General features: G+C 39.8%; 1 protein-coding gene and 1 pseudogene. One reads left to right on the forward strand and one right to left on the reverse strand.

Features of this window, described 5'->3' with window-relative positions; genetic code table 11:
• Positions 1-19: 19 nt before the first annotated feature.
• A complete protein-coding gene (locus ACFIL8_RS10690; protein WP_375689755.1) occupies positions 20-211 on the reverse strand; it encodes a hypothetical protein in 192 nt (63 codons plus the stop codon).
• A 17-nt stretch (positions 212-228) separates the two neighbouring features.
• Here ACFIL8_RS10690 and ACFIL8_RS10695 point away from each other — a divergent pair.
• A pseudogene (locus tag ACFIL8_RS10695) lies at positions 229-398 on the forward strand (integrase); the annotation flags it as partial.
• Between the last annotated feature and the right edge of the window lie 741 nt (positions 399-1,139).

Below are 1,139 nucleotides of genomic sequence, written 5' to 3' on the forward strand. Positions count from 1 at the left end.
AAAAGCAAGCCGGCTCCTCTCACCTTCCCAATGCCCTGCCTCTCAATGCCCTGCCTCCCAATTTCCACCCTCCCAATGCCCTGCCTCTCAATGCCCTGCCTCCCAATTTCCACCCTCCCAATTCCCTGCCTTCCAATTCCCTGCCTCCCAATTTCCACCCTCCCAATTCCCTGCCTCCCAATACCCTGCCTCCCAATTTCCACCCTCCCAATTTCCACCCTCCCAATTCCCTTATGTTCTATGCATAAAGGTCAAGTTGAAGAGAATATATGGAAAATCCTTGGCTCGAAAATATGAAAAGAAGGCATGAGGCTACAACAGAATTTCGCGTGCCTTTATCATCAGAAGCATTAAAAATTCTAACACAAGCACGTCTACTGTCTTGTCATGATTTTTTTCGGCTAACTGTCATGGTCCCCTTAGTTCAAAAATGGCTCCCCACTCAAGAATTTTCTGTCACAATATAGGCAACAAACAGAACTTGAGTATAACAATATGGGTTTGGCTCCAGTTTAGGTGATGAGCTTACCGAAAAAAAGATGAGAGCAAGGCGAAAAATTAGCTTTTATCTTTAAGCTTCTCAAATGGAGCAGTCTCCCCATTTCAGAGATCAACGAAACAGAGAGATGCTTATTCTCCTATGCAAAAGCTTGAAATACCAGCATCTTATTCATAAAAAACAAACCAGCCCCATCATGCTCTTTTCAACTCTGTCTTTCCAACGCTCAATAGGTACTAACTCTTAACTACTGACTCTTCTTAACTACTGACTTTTAATGATTGCGTTGGTTCATAAAAACCGTAGTGACCTCTCACCTTATGAAGCACAAACCCAGGATTTTTTAACGATGCATGCATAAACCTGAAATGAAAAAACAGAACTGTATTAGGAATAAATAATTATAAATCAAATAGTTATATTTTTATTAGCACAATATTTTCAAAGGAAACCACGATCCCCGCACAATAGAAACATTTCATAAAAACAAGAGAAAAAGCTATGGATTAAGAGTGAAATTCATTCACAATAACGGTAGATCAACCAGAGGAGAATAGAACAATCCTATAAGATAAAGAAACTATCATAAAAGGAAAAACTGTATGAAACGTGAAAAAGCATAAAAAAACGGGCACAGAAG

This window comes from Bartonella sp. AP57NXGY, from assembly GCF_042195805.1.
Taxonomy (GTDB): Bacteria; Pseudomonadota; Alphaproteobacteria; order Rhizobiales; family Rhizobiaceae; genus Bartonella.